This is a genomic window from Ruegeria sp. ANG10 (assembly GCF_040705255.1).
Classification (GTDB): Bacteria; Pseudomonadota; Alphaproteobacteria; order Rhodobacterales; family Rhodobacteraceae; genus Ruegeria.
This window is the reverse complement of record NZ_JBFCVU010000010.1, coordinates 135,406-151,283: the sequence shown is the minus strand read 5'-3', so window position 1 is coordinate 151,283 and position 15,878 is coordinate 135,406. Positions and strand designations below refer to the sequence as shown.

Sequence of the window (15,878 nt, the reverse complement as noted above, 5' to 3'; positions counted from 1 at the left end):
CGAACAGGAGAGCCCCATGCTGCGCACTGCCAATCACGATACTTCGGTTGTGACTGTTGAATTTGACACCGGAACGCAGGCCCGTTTCCACGCCATCTGGCTGCGTGATAACGCGCTGGACCCGAAAACACGTGCGCCCGGAAACGGTCAGCGCCTGATCACCATCAGCGACATTCCTGCCGATATTTCAGTCAGCGCCGCCGAGATCACCAACGGTGATCTGAGCGTCACCTTCCAGCCCGAAGACAAGACCGTGACCTTCCCCACCGCGTGGCTGGCCGATCACGTCTACGATTTTGACCGGCCCGAGGAAACAGGCCGCATCGCACATGGCATCACCACCTGGGAACGCGGCATCGAAGCGCCTAGTGCTGATTGGGGTGAGGTCCACGCCAACCCCGCCACCAAGCGCGACTGGCTGGCCGCAGTGGCCAAGTTTGGCTTTGCCAAGTTGACCGGCGGCCCGACCGAACCGGAATCGCTGCTGAAGGTGGCTGATCTGTTCGGCTACGTCCGCGAAACCAACTATGGCCCCTATTTTGAGGTTCGGACTGAGGTAAACCCGACCAACCTCGCTTATACTGGCCTTGGTCTTCAGGCGCATACCGACAACCCCTATCGTGACCCGGTGCCGACGCTGCAAATCCTCTATTGTCTGGAAAACAGTGCCGAAGGTGGCGATTCCATTGTAGTCGATGGTTTCCGTGCCGCCGAAAAACTGCGCGATCAGAACCCCGAAGGCTTCAACCTGCTGGCGGGCTATCCCGCGCGATTTGAATACAAAGGTTCGGACGGCATCTGCCTGCGGTCTCGCCGCCCAATGATCGAGTTGTCGCCGGACGGTGAACTAGTCGGCATCCGCTTCAACAATCGGTCTTCCGCGCCGTTTGTTGACGTGCCCTTCGATCAGATGGAAGCCTACTATGCTGCCTATCGTCAACTTGGCGAGATCATCGACGATCCGGCCATGGGCGTGTCATTCAAGCTGGAACCGGGTGAAAGTTTCATCGTCGACAACACACGCGTCCTACACGCGCGGCTGGGCTATTCCGGGGCGGGTTCACGCTGGTTGCAGGGGTGTTACGCCGACAAGGATGGCTTGCTGTCGACGCTCGCGGCGATGGACATGGCGCAACCGGAGGCAGCGGAATGAAACCCGATTTCTCAACCCTGAACCGCGACAACATAGTGGCCTTTATCGCGGATATCTTCGACCGCCGCGGAGGTGAGGAATATCTGGGTGAACCGGTCACGATGGCAGAACACATGCTGCAAGGCGCCACGATTGCTGAACAGAACGGCCAGTCCGAGGAAATCATCGTCGGCGCGTTGCTGCATGATATCGGCCACTTCACGTCCGAGTTCGGCACCTATCACCCGGATGACACCGAGGACCGTCACCACGAGGATGCAGGGGCTGAGGTGCTGGAACAGTTCTTCCCCTCGGTCATCACCGATTGTTGCCGCTATCACGTGGCGGCCAAGCGGTATCTCTGCGCCACCAAGCCTGAGTATTTCAACCGCCTGTCCACGGCTTCGGTCCATACGCTGGAGCTACAGGGTGGCCCAATGAGTACCGAGGAGGTTGCGGAATTCGAGGTCAACCCGAACCTGAAAGAGATCATTCAGGTGCGGTATCTGGACGAAGCAGGCAAGCGTGCGGACATGGAGACGCCTGAATTCGCCCATTTCGCGCCGATGGTGCAACGCATGGTCGACAAACATCTGGGGGCGGCATGAACGCCCCCGAATATATCTTTGAAGCCAGTTCAAAGCCGTCCTTGCCCTGGCATGAGGTGCCTCTGATCCGGGCAACGGACGCATCGGTCAAGGGCTATGGCTGTCTGGTCGATGATCCGGACAGCTTCGAGATCGAAATCTCTCGCTGGCCCCGACAGGGCTGGCGTCCCATCGACGAGGGCACCGGCGACGAAGGTGGTTGGGTCGAGGGCACCTTCAAATGCGACTGGCAGGGCGACGTGCTCTATGGTGAGAACGAAGCGGTCAAAGGCCATTACATTCTGGGCTGGTCTGCCGACCCGCAACAGGCACAGACCGACCAGCAAACCGCACCGCGTGATCAGGTGCTGCTATGGCATATGAACTATCATCCCGACGGCGGACAGATGTTCTGGCCGCTGGACAACAAGCCCTTCATCGTTCCCGCGGCGCTGCCCGGCGACAACCTGACGCCCGAGAAAGTGGTGGCATTCTGGTGCGACGGTTCGCGAGGCCTCTATATCCATCCCGGCATCTGGCACGAGGGGATTTTCCCCGTCGAAGACAATCAGCGTTTTCTGGACCGACAGGGTCGGGTCCATGCCCGCGTCAGCGCGGATATCGGCAAAGAGTTCGGCGTTTATCTTTCCTGCCCGTTGTGTGAAGATAAGATCAAGGACCTGTAACCGCGGCCTCGGAAGCCCGTCATCAGAAACCCTTAACCCTCATCCGAAACATCTGTGATACTCTCGTTCCACGTCCAACAGGCACGGGAGATATCCGATGGGATGGAACAGGCGTAAAGTTATCCAGCTGGGAACCGCAGCGACGGTCGGAACCTTGTTGCCGCGCGTGGCCGCAGCAGCGGCAGACCAGAATGCGGCGTTCGAACAGGAATTCAGCACGACGCTCGATCATCTGAGAAAAACATTCTCGGGGCTTGGGTTCAACGAAGCAGCGCCGCTTTCCCTCGCATCCGGACGCAATGACTATAACGAAGGGCTGCGGCATGATTTCGATCAGTCAGCGCTGCCCTCGGACGCTTTTGTCATTCAACCCCTGGCGCGGGTTGCAGATGTGGATGAAAAATCACGTGCCGACGTATTGCCCCTGTTTCATGAGGTCGGCTGTCACCCTGCGGATGCCGACGGACAGGCCACGACGCGCCTGATGATGCGCATTTTGACCGAAGGCTTTGACCTCGACCCCGCCCGCATTGCCTTTGTCAGCGTGCCGCAGTCCGAGGATATGCGCACGGTGCTGGACGAGATGGCCCTACCCTTTACCGAAAAAGTGCTGCTGCGCGATGAGGCTGAGGCCCTGGCCGCCCGCGATGCCTCGGGCTTTTTCTTTCCTGATCCGTTTGGCGATGCCTACATCGTGACGATGGGCGTCTATTACCGCGTCGGTGATACCGATGAACTCGCCCCCGCGACCTATCCCCCGTCGGCCAACTGGACTGAGATCGGCGAGATCGTGATCGGAGGTGAGGCCGCGCCTCTTGGCATATCCATCGGGGCCGAGCGCCTTACCTATGCCCGAACCGGACAGTATCCGACTTGGGACCAACGGCTGAGCGCGCTGTTTGCAATGGCGAAACAAGAGGGCACAGACCCTCCCGGTCTGACCGCATTTCGCTAAACGGGCTTACAACCCCAGCACATCCACCATGTTATACTGGCCGGGTGCCTTACCCTGCCCCCACAGCGCCGCCTTCAGCGCGCCACGGGCAAAGATGGCGCGGTCGGTGGCCAGATGGCGCAGCACAATGCGTTCACCAGGGGCGGCGAAAAGAACGTCATGTTCACCGACGATGTCTCCACCGCGAATGGCGTGAAATCCAATGTCACCGCGTTTTCGTGCGCCAGTGATGCCGTCGCGGCCGCGATCGGACACGTCGGCCAGATTGACACCGCGCCCTTCGGCGGCGGCCTCACCCAGCATCAGCGCAGTGCCCGAGGGCGCATCGACCTTGTGGTGATGATGGCCTTCGATCACTTCGATGTCGAAATCCTCATCCAGCGCGGCGGCAACTTTCTTGGTCAGTTGCACCAGCAGGTTGACGCCAAGACTCATGTTCCCGGCCCGCACGATCACCGCATGGCGCGAGGCTGGCTCCAGCGCCGCGATCTGCTCGTCCGTCATGCCGGTGGTGCCGATCACGTGCACGCAGCGCGCCTGCGCGGCCAGCGCGGCAAACTCCAGCGTCGCTTCGGGGGCAGTGAAATCGATCACCGCCTGCGCCTGCGCAAATGCCTCAAGCGGGTCATCGGTCACAATCACGCCCAGCGCCTGACCACCCATCGCCTCACCCACATCCTGGCCGATCCAATCGTGGCCCTTACGCTCAACCACGCCCACCAGACGCGCCTGATCGCTGTCGGTGACGGTCTTGATCAGCATCTGCCCCATACGGCCCGAAGCCCCTGTGATGACGATCCCCGGAATATGGGTCATTGCGCTGGTCCTTTTTGTTTAAGTCGGCTCAAAGCCTCCTACCCCGTTCGCGCCCGCTTGGCAAAGCCCTGCTTTGGGCTTAGATCGGGGATATGGCAAAGAACAAATTCCACGATGGCCCCGGCCCGTCCCAACGACAGCTGCGTGTCGGCGAACTGATCCGTCGCACCCTGTCCGAGGTTCTGGCACGCGGAGATGTCCACGACCCCGACCTGAACCGTATGTCAATCACCGTAGGTGAGGTGCGCACCTCGCCCGATCTGAAGATCGCCACTGCCTATGTGCTGCCCTTGGGCGGCAAAGGGCAGGAGGACGTGATTGACCTGCTGGCCCGTAACAAGGGCGAACTGCGGCGCGTGATTGGCAAGAAACTCAATCTAAAATTTTCGCCCGATCTGCGGTTCCGTCTGGATGACACGTTTGACCGTCTGGATGACACCCGCCGCATGTTCAGTCAGGACGCGGTGCGCCGCGATCTGGACGAGTGATCCGCCTGACTGTCACGCTGGGCGCGGTCCTTTGGGCTGCGCAAGCCTCGGCGGTCACCTGCGAAAAGCTGACCCACGAGGATAAGCGGTACACCATCTGCGAGGTGGACGCCGCCAGCGAAGACCTGCGCCTGTTTCTGAATGATGAAAACGGCGACCTGCTGGGGCATTTCTCGTCTGTGAACGAGGCTCTGGAACCCGGTGGCAAGCGGCTGGCCTTTGCAATGAACGCGGGCATGTATCACGACGACCGCTCACCCGTCGGACATTATGTCGAAGAGGGCGAAGAGGTCATGCGCGTGATCCCGAATCCTGGCCCCGGCAATTTCGGCCTCCTGCCCAACGGCGTGTTCTGCATCCGCGACGGTCGTGCTGATGTGTTCGAGACGCTGGATTTCGTCGAACAGGCACCCGCTTGCCGGTTTGCCACCCAATCCGGCCCGATGCTGGTGATCGACGGAGAGCTGCATCCGCGCTTCCTGCCTGATTCGACTTCGCTGTTTGTGCGCAACGGCGTTGGCACCAGCACTGACGGCACGCGGGCGGTGTTTGCGATCTCGGACGACTACGTCACATTTCATGAATTCGGCAGCCTGTTCCGCGATGTGCTGGAAACGCCGAATGCGCTGTTCTTCGATGGCAATATCTCGCGGATGTATGACCGGGCCAGCAACCGCTCTGACGTCGGCTTTTCGCTGGGACCAATCGTGGGGGTGGTCGAAGACACACCGGGAAATTGACAGGACCCGGGTGATCCGTTAGGTCGCGCGCCTCAGCAAAGGGCAAGGTGCAAGATGGGACGTAAACGCAAGGGTCGCGACATTTCCGGCTGGCTGGTAGTGGACAAGCCCGCGGGCATGACCTCGACCGCGGTGGTCAACAAGGTCCGCTGGGCAATGGATGCCAAGAAGGCGGGCCATGCAGGCACGCTTGACCCTGAAGCGACTGGCGTTCTGGCGGTGGCGCTGGGCGAGGCCACCAAGACCGTTCCCTACATCACAGACGCGCTGAAAGCCTATACTTTTACAGTGCGTCTGGGTCAGGCCACCAATACCGACGATGCCGAGGGCGAAGTGATTGCACAAAGCGATGGGCGCCCTTCGGATGACGACATCAAACACGCGCTTGCCCCATTTCTGGGTGAGATCATGCAAGTTCCGCCCAAGTTCTCGGCTGTGAAGATAGACGGTCAGCGCGCCTATAAGTTGGCCCGCGATGGTGAGGATGTGGAGCTGTCCGCCCGACCCCTATGGGTTGAGGAATTGATTTTGGTCGACCGCCCCGACGCAGACCATGTTGTGTTGGAAATGACCTGCGGCAAAGGCGGCTATGTCCGCTCGATCGCCCGCGATCTAGGGGCGGCACTGGGATGCCATGGCCACGTCAAGGTCCTCCGCCGCATCTGGTCCGGCCCGTTTGAGGCCGAGGACGGCTTGAGCATCGAACAGATCGACGAGATGGCCAAGACAACCGCGCTGGACGACTACCTGCATCCGCTGGAAACCGGCCTGTCGGACCTGCCCGAACTGAAATGCACCCCCGAAGGGGCCACTCGCCTGCGCAACGGCAACCCGGGCATGGTGCTGGCCTCGGACGTGGATTACGGCGACGAGGCATGGGCCTCGCTTGATGGCAAGGCTGTGGCCGTGGGGATCTATAAATCCGGTGAATTGCATCCCAGCCGGGTGTTCGTCACCTGAGCCACGTGTTAGGCGAAGGGTATGATCACCCGAACGCACACCAAGGGCGACGCGCCCTCGACCGCCATTTATTCCGATTGCGAGAACTATCGCTATAGCCTGACCCGCATCTGGCACCCGGAGGGGCGAAAGGCGCTGTTCGTGATGCTGAACCCCTCAACCGCGACCGAGGTACAGAACGACCCTACCGTCGAACGCTGTGAACGCCGCGCGCGGGCGTTGGGGTTCGGGGCGTTTCAGGTGACCAACATCTTTGCCTGGCGCGACACCGATCCGCGCAAGATGCGCGCTGCCGCCGATCCGGTCGGGCCTGAGAATGACGCCGCGATTTTGGACGGCGTTGAATGGGCCGATCAGGTCATCGCCGCCTGGGGCACCCATGGCGCGCATCTGGAGCGCGGCCCGGCGGTGGAAACTCTGCTGCGCGGCACCGGTGAGCCGCTGTTTCATCTGGGGCTGACCAAAGGCGGGCACCCGAAGCATCCACTCTATATCGCTTATACTCAACAACCCGAACCGTGGTGACAAAAGGTTAACCACGAGATCAGCTTGGCTTTGACCAAGTGCTTGACCGCATGAGACATTTACCCTCGGGGCAGTACGTTCACGGAGGGTTCCCATGCTTCTGATCGGATTCCTAAGTCTGGCCGCTGTCGGTGGCGCAGCCTTTGCCATGAGCGACGCGTTTGTCCCTGAAGACGCGCCCGAAGATGAAGACAGCATTGACGATCAGCCTGACGAGGTCTCTGACGGCAAGTACCTTGAGATCGACGAAGCCGACGAAGACCCGACCACGTCCCAAGATGCCGCAGAAGAACAGGAACCATCGACCGGAACCATCCTGTCCGAATTCGATGGTGATCTGGTGATTGCCGGAACCGAAGAGGCGGATGTGCTGATCGGTCAGGACGGGGACGACCAAGTCAATGGATATGGTGGGGATGACACCATCGACGGCGGTGCCGGCAATGACGTGCTGTTCGCCGGTGAAGGGGCGGATTTCGTGTCAGGTGGCGCGGGTGACGATATTCTGCATGGCGAGGACGGGGATGACCTGCTGACCGGGGGTGAAGACGATGACATCCTTTATGGTCATTCCGGCGCAGATCAGCTGGAAGGGGACGAGGGTGAAGATACGCTCTATGGCGGGCAGGACGATGACACGTTGGACGGAGGTGAAGGCGATGATGCGCTGCACGGCGGGTATGGCGACGACATACTCGACGGCGGCGCGGGTGAGGATGTTCTTTTTGGTGGCGACGGCGACGACATCCTGACCGGCGAAGAAGGAGAAGACGCTGTCGATTTCCTGAACGGCGGCGCTGGCGAGGATACGATTCTGGCCGATAGTGGCGACATCGTCACCGGCGGCGACGGCGCGGATGAGATTATCCTGACCCCCGAAGCCGAGGATGAAGCGGTGACCGTGATGGATTTCCAACCCGGCCAGGACAAGCTGTTTGTATCGTGGGATGGTCAGGAAGACCCCGATATCCAGATCGAAACCGACGCTGAAAACGAGAATCTGACCCATGTGCTGATCGACGGGCAGGATGTGGCGCAGCTGCTGGGGGCCGTAGGGATGACCGCCGACGACATTCAGCTGATCTCTGAGATCGATCTGGCACAGCTGACTGCATTGGGCTGAGCCCGAAGAATCTTTTTGCCATTCGTCAAAAATACGCTTATACGCGCGCATCCGCATCGGAATCGGTGCGGTTTTCTCCATGGGCCTGTGCTGGACGACATCCCGGCCTGCGCCATCAACTCTAACCTTTAAAGGAGACCCCGATGTCGATTACTGCCGCTGAAAAAGCACGCGTCATGAAAGAATTCGGCACCAAGGACGGCGACACCGGTTCGCCAGAAGTCCAGGTTGCTATCCTGACCTCGCGCATCACCACCCTGACCGAGCACTTCAAGACCCACAAGAAAGACAACCACGGTCGTCGCGGTCTGCTGAAAATGGTCGCCCAGCGCCGTAAATTGCTGGACTACCTGAAGGGCAAGGAAGAAGCACGCTATCAGGACCTGATCAAAAAGCTGGGCATCCGCCGCTAATTTTGGCTCCTGCCGCTTTTGGATTTCAGACGCCCGCCAATTTGGCGGGCGTTTTTCTTGTTTAGAAGGCCACACAGCCGCCATTCGTTGCGGGTGCAGCACTAGTCGTCGTTGACGGCCGCTTCGCGGACCAAGCGGTCATTCTCGTTTCTTGCAACCTACACAAATCAAAACTCGACATTCATTGAGGTCTCAACTGCATGTACACCTATACCTACGACAACGCCTGCAAAGATAAGCCCAACAAATGCGTTGATAACCGCCAAAGCCCGGCTCGCGGGTTTCTCCGGCTTAATGTCTCCGTAGCCAACCGTAGTTGCGTTTATGAAAGCATGGTAAAGGCTCGGTCCGGTCGACCAGCCTTCGATCCGACCAATTGATACCCCCAGAATGCACACCAAGACCAACAAGAATACAAGTATCGGTAAAAGGTAGATCAGGTCCCAAAGGAAAACCGACAAAAACGTGCAAATATAGCTTGCGTCGCAACCCATTATGATACTCTACCTTTCTGCTAGTTGGGAGCTTAGTTGAATACCAATGTCTTGACAGGGAGCAGAATCGCCTGTGCACGCAAGACAATTGCATTTGCTATACCCATGCCATCAACAATCCTTGCGATGAAAGCAGACAGGCCTGTGATCTCACCAGCGTCGATTTCCTTTGCTCGACTCGAATAAGCAACTCCAACGCACGAACTACCGGGCGGGATGCTATCAAGATGCCGTGGAAAAATAGGTGCTAAGAACGCTGTAACTGTACCGGGTCTCGCTCGATCCTGCTGATCCAGCAGCGCATCCCCTGGTCGGAACTGCCCTGCAGCAATCGCCTCCTGCACGTCGTCCACAACCATTGGGATTATGGTCAACGGTTTAGACGCACAGGTAATTTCCACCAGCATACCCGGCTTTAGCACACTGGCAGAAATCTGACCAAAAGCCGCGATAAAACGCCCTTGTCCCGTGACCTCAGGCACCAAAATCCCGGCAGGGCGTAGTATTGGATTAACGATATCACCCGGCTTTAGGAGGAACTGCGTTACCGTCCCATCCACCTCGGCAAACACGGTGGATTTTGATATCTCGTTCTCAGATTCTCTCAAAACCGATCGCGCAGTTTCAAGCTGTGCAGGGAGAAGAGTGGTTTGGCGCAACTTGGCACCGTCTAGCGAGGCAATGGCGGCTGCGCGCTGACTTTCCGCGCCGGTCACTGCTGTTTGCAAGCGTTCCAGTTCCTGCTCACTAACAACGGTGTTGTTTCGTTCCGCAAGCTCCAGACGGCGCTCCAAATCGCTCGTAGCCTGAGCAAGGTCAGCTTCCGCCGCCTCAACCCTAGCGGTGGCGCTCGCGACTTCCGTTGCGGTCAGGCCCAAAGCCGCCTCAATCTCTTCGATACGTCGCTGAGCCGTTTCCACTGCTGCCTCCTGACGGGTGGTGTCCAGTCGGAAAATGGCCTCGCCAGCCATAACGTCTTCATTATTGGCAACGTAGACCTCCGCTACCCGCCCCGCGCGATCCGACAGAATGGTAACTGTGCGAAACGCCGCAGAGACATTCCGCGTTGAGGGGTGGAAATAGAAGATCACCGTGATCAGCGTCACAGCCAGTATTGCACAGGCGGTCAAACCCCACCGCAATTCATACCAGACATTGAACAGGGTTATTTCGTGACCCCACCGCTTGCCCTGCTTGTAACGACGATACAAGTAGTCCGGGACGATTGTGATCAGCGCAGAGAAGACTAACTCAAGCATCGTCGCTCTCCGAGACGTCTACTTCGTTCTTGAGTGGAAAGATTTCATGCAACGGCACGGCGGCGATCAGAATTGCCGCGATCCAAAAGGCGTTGTTCAGGGTGAAGAGGGAGATCAACCCAAGCACGCCGACCAACTGCATTTGTACTTTGTGGGCACCGGCGGCCATGCGGTCGGGAATGGCCTGTACGGTGAAGTAGAGCGCACCAAAACCCAGCAGCACTATGACTAGAACCAACCCAACAACGATCAGAAAACCGTCCGTCTCCCCCGGGGGTGTTACCCAAAAAGGGAGTCTTGCCATCGCCTCATCAGAAATAGAACTGTTCACCTGTCCCCCCGCATCCAAGTGATCACATTCGAATATAACTGATTGAAATCAAGAAAACCAATTTGTCTTGAGGCTCTAAAATTCTATCAAAAGCATCATTGCAAATTTGGCTAATCCACCAGGCTTGGAAACTGGGGTGCAGATCATTTAGCCGGAATATGTTTAGAATATTGTTGGGTCCGCTCTTGGATCCGTAGCTGCCGAATGCATCCGCAGCTTTCTACTGGCGCGGTAATGGCCGCTCAGGGCTCAAAGCACCAAACAAAAAAACGCCCGCCGACTGGCGGGCGTTTCAAACAATTTAGTGAAAATCGCCTACATCTTCGCCCGTTCCGACTTCAGTGCCAGCCACAAGCAGTAGCACATTATCAAAACTACCAGCGTGAAGGGGATGCCGGTCGATACCGCCGCGCCTTGCAGGGCGGCGAGGCCACCCCCCAGCAGCAGGGCGATGGCGACCAGACCTTCGAGCGTGCACCAGAACACACGCTGGATGACCGGGGCGTCCATCTTGCCGCCCGCCGTGATCGTGTCGATCACCAGCGAACCCGAATCCGACGAGGTCACAAAGAACACCACGATCAGGACCAGCGCGATGGGGGCCACGATGCTATACAGCGGCAGCTCTTTCAGGAAGCCGAACAGCGCGCCTTCGGGGGCGTAGCTGTCGATTACCGTGGCGCGAACACCTTCTGCTCCGCCTGCGTTCAGCATGTCGATCGCTGCACCGCCAAAGGTCGACATCCACAGGGCGCAAACCGCCGTTGGTGCAAGCAGGGCGCAGATGACGAACTCACGCACCGTGCGCCCCTTCGAGATACGGGCGATGAACATGCCTACAAACGGTGACCAAGCGATCCACCACGCCCAGTAGAAGGTGGTCCAGCCGTGGAAGTAACTGGTATCCTCACGCCCGAAAGGATTGGACAGTGCTGGCAGGTGCAAAACGTAATCCGTCATCACGCTGAAATACCGAGAGATGGCTGTGCCAATTCCGGTGACAACGATGACGAAAATGAACAGCCCTACAGCCATGATCATGTTGATCTCACTCAGCCGTTTGACGCCTGCATCCATACCCATCAGGACCGAGCCCAGTGCGATCATGGTGATGCCGATAATAAGCAGGACAACGACGGTCGGGCTGGATTCGATGCCGAACACTTCGTACAGCCCCGCCGCAACCTGCTGCGCGCCCAGACCCAATGAGGTGGTCAAGCCGAACAGGGTGGCAAAGACGGCCAGCGTATCGATGAAATGGCCCCACCAGCCCCAGACTCGCTCACCCAGGATTGGGTAGAACGCAGACCGAAGGGTCAACGGCAGGCCCAGGTTGTAGCTGAAGATCGCAAGGCTAAGACCAACCGCGGCGTAAACCGCCCAACCTTCAAGACCCCAATGGTGAATGGTGCCGACGACACCAGCATATTCATTGCCTGGTACCGCGATATCGATGCCCAATGGCACGGCGTTCCCATCCTCGGCAAAGTTGTAATAGACCGGCTCCATCACGCCAAAGAACAACAGGCCGATGCCGATGCCGGCGGCGAACATCATCGCAATCCAACCTGCGTAGGAATAATCAGGCTTGGCGTCTTTGCCGCCGATCCGGACCTTGCCCACGGGCAGGATGATCAGCACGAGGCAGAACAGCGTGATCGCGTCCACGGACAGGACCAGGAACCAATCAAACGTGCTTGTCAGCCAGGGCCGGAGCCAACCAAAGAACGTCGCTGCGGCCTCTTGGTTGGCCAATGCGATCAGAACAAAGGCAAAGATCAGGATACTTGAGATCAAAAAGACCGGGTTGTGGATATCCAGACCGAAGGGCCGGACATTATCCTGGCCCAGTTCATATTCGGTCTCGAAATCATAGATCCGTGGATCCGGATCCAGCATTTTCTTGGTTTGTGCCATTCGACTTTCCCTCAGTTTGCTGTGTGCAAACGCCAAGGTCTTCGGTCGGTGGACGGCAAGTGTTCTGGTTTTCCCTTGGCGCGTTTCCCGTCATGTCGACCGCGGGTCTTCTGGTAAGAGCTTACACGATCATCAAAATTTCGCAAAATCCTCACAATATTCGGGGTTTTCCCGCCAAAAACGGAAAAAACGGGCAGTTAATCCTGTAACGGTGTCCCACGGGTTTTTCGACTGCCCGCCGCGCGCAACCGGTCCCTGAGGGTTGGCGTCCAAGTGGGCTGACCCTCATGGTTTTCCAGCGTCTCGACAAGATCGGCATCCATCCGGAATGTGGCGCGCATTGGCATTAGCCCGTCAACCACGTTCATCTCATGGTCCGAAGGATCGATGACCAGTTGCCCGGTCAGGCGCACGGGTTCATGCGCATAGGCCGGTGTCCAGCCGTTGCGCAATTTCACCCGGATCATCTGGTTCGGCGCGGGCGGTGGCAGGTGACTGCACATACCGGGCTTAGGCACCAGATAGGCCACCGATTGGCCATCTTCATCCGATGGCGCGGGAATGGCATAGCCCATCAGGGTCACCGTCTGACCGTCAAGGCCGGGATTGCCGCTGGTATTGGCCCTGTTTCGGCGCTCGGCCACGTCCTCGCGCTGGGACAGCAGCCAATCGATATCAATCTGATAAGCGGCAAGCGCGTCCTCGGTTTCGATCAAAAGCGTCTGCCATTTCAGGCGTTCTTCCACGCTGCCGACATCCTGCTGCAATCTGTTGCGCAGGCGGACCGCGAATAACAGATCATCAAATTGCTCGGGGGTAAGCGCGCGAAACGGGTCGTCAAAGTTCTGGACCGACGGGTCCGGCAGCGCGGCCCAATCCAACGCAGCACCCGGCGCGGCCGAAACCGGGCCGATGAAACCCAGCAATGCCAGCGGTATAATCTTTAGCCAGGCCGTCATCTGCATTCTCCGCCCGAAACCCGAAATGCCCCCGTACCTTAGCGGCCTGTACCACCCCAGGTCCATGCCGGGATCATCACGAATTCAGCAGGGCGGCAGACCGCCAACCCGGTTCGGTTTCGCTTTCCTTTGGGCGCATTCTCATGTATGCGCGCGATATCTGAGACGTTGTGCCCTGACCCCGGCACTCAGACGAAAGTAAAAATTGGGTCGGCGGCAATGGGGCCGCCATGCAAAACGGGAGACCCGCAGGGGCGGGAGTGCTCCCATCTAGGATACGCATATGTTTGATGTAACAAAGAAATCTATGCAGTGGGGCGAAGAGACGCTTACACTGGAAACCGGCAAGGTTGCCCGTCAGGCGGACGGCAGCGTGATTGCCACGCTGGGCGAGACCAGCGTCATGGCAAACGTGACCTTTGCGCGGGCTCAAAAACCCGGTCAGGACTTTTTCCCGCTGACCGTGCATTATCAGGAAAAATACTATGCCGCCGGTAAGGTTCCGGGTGGCTTCTTCAAGCGCGAGGCGCGCCCGACCGAGAAAGAGACGCTGACCGCGCGTCTGATCGACCGTCCGATCCGCCCGCTGTTTGTTGACGGCTTCAAGAACGAAGTTCTGGTGATGTGTACCGTCCTCAGCCACGATCTGGTCAACGATCCCGACATCGTTGCGATGATCGCGGCATCGGCTGCCCTGACCATTTCCGGCGCGCCGTTCCGTGGCCCGATCGCCGGTGCCCGTGTTGGATTTGAGGATGGTGAATATGTCCTGAACCCGACCGTCGACGACATGCAGGACCTGCGCCTGAACCCCGAACAGCGTCTGGATCTTGTTGTTGCTGGCACCAAAGACGCCGTGATGATGGTGGAATCCGAAGCCTACGAGCTGTCCGAGGCCGAAATGCTGGGCGCGGTGAACTTTGCGCATGAGCAAATTCAGCCGGTCATCGACCTGATCATCTCGCTGGCTGAGGAAGCTGCGAAAGAGCCGTTTGACTTCCAGGCGCCGGATTACTCTGAGCTGTCCGCAGCGGTTAAGGCCGCCGGTGAAGAGCAGATGCGCGCAGCTTTCGCGATCACCGACAAGCAAGAGCGCACCGCCGCTGTTGCCGCTGCACGTGAAGCGATCAAGGAAGCACTGACCGAAGAACAGCTGGAAGACGGCAACCTCGGCTCCGCAATGAAAAAGCTGGAAGCCGGTATTCTGCGCGGCGACGTCGTCAAAGGCGGCAAGCGGATCGACGGTCGTTCGACCACCGACATCCGCTCGATCGTAGCTGAAACCTCGATGCTGCCGCGTACACACGGTTCTGCCCTGTTCACCCGTGGTGAAACGCAGGCGCTGGCCGTGACCACGCTGGGCACCGGCGACGATGAGCAGTTCATCGACGCGCTGCATGGCAACTTCAAATCGAACTTCCTGCTGCACTATAACTTCCCTCCGTATTCGGTTGGTGAAGTCGGCCGCGTGGGTGGTCCGGGCCGTCGTGAAATCGGCCACGGCAAGCTGGCATGGCGCGCCCTGCAGGCGGTTCTGCCTGCGGCAACCGACTTCCCCTACACGATCCGCATCGTGTCGGAGATCACTGAATCCAACGGCTCCAGCTCGATGGCATCTGTTTGCGGCGGTTCGCTGTCGATGATGGATGCGGGTGTTCCGCTGAAAGCACCGGTTGCCGGTGTGGCCATGGGTCTGATCCTGGAAGATGACGGCGACTATGCGATCCTGTCGGATATTCTGGGTGACGAAGATCACCTGGGCGACATGGACTTCAAGGTTGCGGGTACCGAAAACGGCATCACCTCGTTGCAGATGGACATCAAGGTTGCGGGCATCACACCCGAGATCATGGAGAAAGCCCTGGCGCAAGCCAAGGACGGCCGGATGCACATCCTGGGCGAGATGGGTAAAGCCCTGTCCGAGACCAACGAGTTCTCGGTCCACGCTCCGCGCATCGAGACCATGAACATCCCAACCGACAAGATCCGCGAAGTGATCGGTTCGGGCGGTAAAGTCATCCGCGAAATCGTCGAAGTGTCGGGTGCCAAGGTCGACATCAACGACGACGGCGTCATCAAGATCGCCTCGCCTGACGGTGAATCGATCAAGAAGGCTTATGAGATGATCCACTCGATCGTCGCTGAGCCGGAAGAAGGTCAGGTCTACACCGGTAAGGTCGTGAAGATCGTCGATTTCGGTGCCTTCGTGAACTTCTTTGGCAAGCGCGACGGTCTGGTCCACGTATCCCAGATCGAAAACCGCCGCCTGAACCATCCGTCGGATGTTCTGAAGGAAGGTCAGGAAGTAAAGGTCAAGCTGCTGGGCTTTGACGATCGCGGCAAGGTCCGCCTGTCGATGAAAGTGGTCGATCAGGAAACCGGCGAAGAGATCGTTCCCGAGAAAAAAGAAAAGAAAGAGGAAAGCGCAGAGTAATCTGCCCTTCTATTTCGAACAAGAAAGACCCCGGTTTCGGCCGGGGTTTTTTTTGAGCT

The 15,878-nt window shown here is 58.5% G+C and carries 17 protein-coding genes; 11 read left to right on the top strand and 6 right to left on the bottom strand.

The window, feature by feature from the left end; all coding sequences use genetic code 11:
• The first annotated feature begins 16 nt into the window (after positions 1-16).
• From AB1A64_RS18665 to AB1A64_RS18650, 4 genes are all read left to right on the top strand, one after another.
• Positions 17-1,153: a gamma-butyrobetaine dioxygenase gene (locus tag AB1A64_RS18665; RefSeq protein WP_366553085.1), complete on the top strand. Its 1,137-nt coding sequence runs from the start codon at positions 17-19 to the stop codon at positions 1,151-1,153.
• On the top strand, positions 1,150-1,740 hold the full coding sequence (locus tag AB1A64_RS18660; RefSeq protein WP_366553083.1) for an HD domain-containing protein: 591 nt from the start codon (positions 1,150-1,152) through the stop codon (positions 1,738-1,740). Before AB1A64_RS18665 ends, AB1A64_RS18660 begins: the two co-directional genes overlap by 4 nt.
• Complete coding sequence (locus AB1A64_RS18655) at positions 1,737-2,405, top strand: ureidoglycolate lyase (RefSeq protein ID WP_366553081.1); 669 nt, start codon at positions 1,737-1,739, stop codon at positions 2,403-2,405. The genes AB1A64_RS18660 and AB1A64_RS18655 overlap by 4 nt, the downstream gene beginning before the upstream one ends.
• A 97-nt stretch (positions 2,406-2,502) precedes the next feature.
• Positions 2,503-3,360, top strand: coding sequence for a hypothetical protein (locus AB1A64_RS18650; protein ID WP_366553079.1), 858 nt, complete (start codon positions 2,503-2,505; stop codon positions 3,358-3,360).
• 6 nt (positions 3,361-3,366) lie between these two features.
• Here AB1A64_RS18650 and dapB read toward each other — a convergent pair whose 3' ends face one another.
• Complete coding sequence (gene dapB / locus AB1A64_RS18645; protein WP_366553077.1) at positions 3,367-4,176, bottom strand: 4-hydroxy-tetrahydrodipicolinate reductase; 810 nt, start codon at positions 4,174-4,176, stop codon at positions 3,367-3,369.
• A 92-nt stretch (positions 4,177-4,268) separates the two neighbouring features.
• Here dapB and rbfA point away from each other — a divergent pair, with 92 nt between their 5' ends.
• From rbfA to rpsO, 6 genes are all read left to right on the top strand, one after another.
• Positions 4,269-4,664 carry a 30S ribosome-binding factor RbfA gene (rbfA, locus tag AB1A64_RS18640; RefSeq protein WP_366553075.1) on the top strand — a complete coding sequence of 132 codons (396 nt, stop codon included), beginning with the start codon at positions 4,269-4,271 and terminating at the stop codon, positions 4,662-4,664.
• Positions 4,661-5,404: a phosphodiester glycosidase family protein gene (locus AB1A64_RS18635; RefSeq protein WP_366553073.1), complete on the top strand. Its 744-nt coding sequence runs from the start codon at positions 4,661-4,663 to the stop codon at positions 5,402-5,404. Before rbfA ends, AB1A64_RS18635 begins: the two co-directional genes overlap by 4 nt.
• Positions 5,405-5,458: 54 nt before the next feature.
• Positions 5,459-6,364 (top strand): tRNA pseudouridine(55) synthase TruB, encoded by a 906-nt coding sequence (gene truB, locus AB1A64_RS18630; protein WP_366553071.1) that lies wholly within the window; start codon positions 5,459-5,461, stop codon positions 6,362-6,364.
• Positions 6,365-6,385: 21 nt separating this feature from the next.
• Positions 6,386-6,889: a DUF1643 domain-containing protein gene (locus AB1A64_RS18625; protein WP_366553069.1), complete on the top strand. Its 504-nt coding sequence runs from the start codon at positions 6,386-6,388 to the stop codon at positions 6,887-6,889.
• 94 nt (positions 6,890-6,983) lie between these two features.
• Positions 6,984-8,012: a calcium-binding protein gene (locus AB1A64_RS18620; RefSeq protein ID WP_366553067.1), complete on the top strand. Its 1,029-nt coding sequence runs from the start codon at positions 6,984-6,986 to the stop codon at positions 8,010-8,012.
• 143 nt (positions 8,013-8,155) lie between these two features.
• Positions 8,156-8,425: a 30S ribosomal protein S15 gene (gene rpsO / locus AB1A64_RS18615; RefSeq protein WP_039543122.1), complete on the top strand. Its 270-nt coding sequence runs from the start codon at positions 8,156-8,158 to the stop codon at positions 8,423-8,425.
• 167 nt (positions 8,426-8,592) lie between these two features.
• Here the strand turns inward: rpsO and AB1A64_RS18610 are convergent, their stop codons facing one another.
• From AB1A64_RS18610 to AB1A64_RS18590, 5 genes are all read right to left on the bottom strand, one after another.
• Positions 8,593-8,919 carry a potassium channel family protein gene (locus AB1A64_RS18610; protein WP_366553065.1) on the bottom strand — a complete coding sequence of 109 codons (327 nt, stop codon included), beginning with the start codon at positions 8,917-8,919 and terminating at the stop codon, positions 8,593-8,595.
• Positions 8,920-8,951: 32 nt separating this feature from the next.
• On the bottom strand, positions 8,952-10,178 hold the full coding sequence (locus AB1A64_RS18605) for an HlyD family secretion protein (RefSeq protein ID WP_366553063.1): 1,227 nt from the start codon (positions 10,176-10,178) through the stop codon (positions 8,952-8,954).
• Positions 10,171-10,509, bottom strand: coding sequence for a hypothetical protein (locus AB1A64_RS18600; RefSeq protein WP_366553061.1), 339 nt, complete (start codon positions 10,507-10,509; stop codon positions 10,171-10,173). Before AB1A64_RS18600 ends, AB1A64_RS18605 begins: the two co-directional genes overlap by 8 nt.
• Positions 10,510-10,824: 315 nt before the next feature.
• Positions 10,825-12,426: a BCCT family transporter gene (locus tag AB1A64_RS18595; protein WP_366553059.1), complete on the bottom strand. Its 1,602-nt coding sequence runs from the start codon at positions 12,424-12,426 to the stop codon at positions 10,825-10,827.
• Positions 12,427-12,623: 197 nt separating this feature from the next.
• Positions 12,624-13,385 (bottom strand): DUF3299 domain-containing protein, encoded by a 762-nt coding sequence (locus AB1A64_RS18590; RefSeq protein WP_366553057.1) that lies wholly within the window; start codon positions 13,383-13,385, stop codon positions 12,624-12,626.
• 283 nt (positions 13,386-13,668) lie between these two features.
• On the opposite strand from AB1A64_RS18590, the gene pnp reads away from it, so the two are divergent.
• Entirely contained in the window at positions 13,669-15,819 is a 2,151-nt protein-coding gene (gene pnp / locus AB1A64_RS18585; protein ID WP_366553055.1) for a polyribonucleotide nucleotidyltransferase, read from the top strand.
• The last annotated feature ends 59 nt before the right edge of the window (positions 15,820-15,878 follow it).

Excerpts from the sequence above, each read along its gene's own strand:
- AB1A64_RS18665 (WP_366553085.1), top strand. The coding sequence starts at position 17 with ATGCTGCGCACTGCCAATCACGATACTTCGGTTGTGACTGTTGAATTT.
- AB1A64_RS18660 (WP_366553083.1), top strand. The coding sequence starts at position 1,150 with ATGAAACCCGATTTCTCAACCCTGAACCGCGACAACATAGTGGCCTTT.
- AB1A64_RS18655 (WP_366553081.1), top strand. The coding sequence starts at position 1,737 with ATGAACGCCCCCGAATATATCTTTGAAGCCAGTTCAAAGCCGTCCTTG.
- AB1A64_RS18650 (WP_366553079.1), top strand. The coding sequence starts at position 2,503 with ATGGGATGGAACAGGCGTAAAGTTATCCAGCTGGGAACCGCAGCGACG.
- dapB (WP_366553077.1), bottom strand. The coding sequence starts at position 4,176 with ATGACCCATATTCCGGGGATCGTCATCACAGGGGCTTCGGGCCGTATG.
- rbfA (WP_366553075.1), top strand. The coding sequence starts at position 4,269 with ATGGCAAAGAACAAATTCCACGATGGCCCCGGCCCGTCCCAACGACAG.
- truB (WP_366553071.1), top strand. The coding sequence starts at position 5,459 with ATGGGACGTAAACGCAAGGGTCGCGACATTTCCGGCTGGCTGGTAGTG.
- AB1A64_RS18625 (WP_366553069.1), top strand. The coding sequence starts at position 6,386 with ATGATCACCCGAACGCACACCAAGGGCGACGCGCCCTCGACCGCCATT.
- AB1A64_RS18620 (WP_366553067.1), top strand. The coding sequence starts at position 6,984 with ATGCTTCTGATCGGATTCCTAAGTCTGGCCGCTGTCGGTGGCGCAGCC.
- rpsO (WP_039543122.1), top strand. The coding sequence starts at position 8,156 with ATGTCGATTACTGCCGCTGAAAAAGCACGCGTCATGAAAGAATTCGGC.
- AB1A64_RS18610 (WP_366553065.1), bottom strand. The coding sequence starts at position 8,919 with ATGGGTTGCGACGCAAGCTATATTTGCACGTTTTTGTCGGTTTTCCTT.
- AB1A64_RS18605 (WP_366553063.1), bottom strand. The coding sequence starts at position 10,178 with ATGCTTGAGTTAGTCTTCTCTGCGCTGATCACAATCGTCCCGGACTAC.
- AB1A64_RS18595 (WP_366553059.1), bottom strand. The coding sequence starts at position 12,426 with ATGGCACAAACCAAGAAAATGCTGGATCCGGATCCACGGATCTATGAT.
- AB1A64_RS18590 (WP_366553057.1), bottom strand. The coding sequence starts at position 13,385 with ATGACGGCCTGGCTAAAGATTATACCGCTGGCATTGCTGGGTTTCATC.
- pnp (WP_366553055.1), top strand. The coding sequence starts at position 13,669 with ATGTTTGATGTAACAAAGAAATCTATGCAGTGGGGCGAAGAGACGCTT.